Origin of the sequence: Psychrobacter sp. TB55-MNA-CIBAN-0194 (assembly GCF_040309505.1) — a bacterium.
Taxonomy (GTDB): Bacteria; Pseudomonadota; Gammaproteobacteria; order Pseudomonadales; family Moraxellaceae; genus Psychrobacter; species Psychrobacter fozii.
The window spans coordinates 1-268 of sequence record NZ_JBEOOW010000339.1 but is presented as its reverse complement, the minus strand read 5'-3'; the positions used below and the strand labels follow the sequence as shown (position 1 = coordinate 268).

Below are 268 nucleotides of genomic sequence, written 5' to 3'. Positions count from 1 at the left end.
ACCAAACGTTTGGTAATCACCTGTAGCTGAAACTACTAAAGAATGATGCAGCATGGTTGAGAACCATAATGGCAGTAAATCTTCACGGCCATTAAGCGCTTTACCCACAGAGGCGCGCATATTTTCAAGATCTAACAAGGTTTCATTCACATCAAAAATAATCACTTTAGGCTTAACTAATGGTGCTTGCACCGCAGTATCTGCTAGATCTTTAGCAAAAGCGCTACTGGTATTAAGCATAAAAAAAGCTGTCGCAAGCGATATTAAA

At 39.6% G+C, this 268-nt stretch carries 1 pseudogene; it reads right to left on the bottom strand.

Annotation, left to right across the window (positions count from 1 at the left end):
* Window positions 1-240: pseudogene (locus AAEY75_RS15370) on the bottom strand (hypothetical protein); the annotation flags it as partial.
* Window positions 241-268 lie beyond the last annotated feature (28 nt).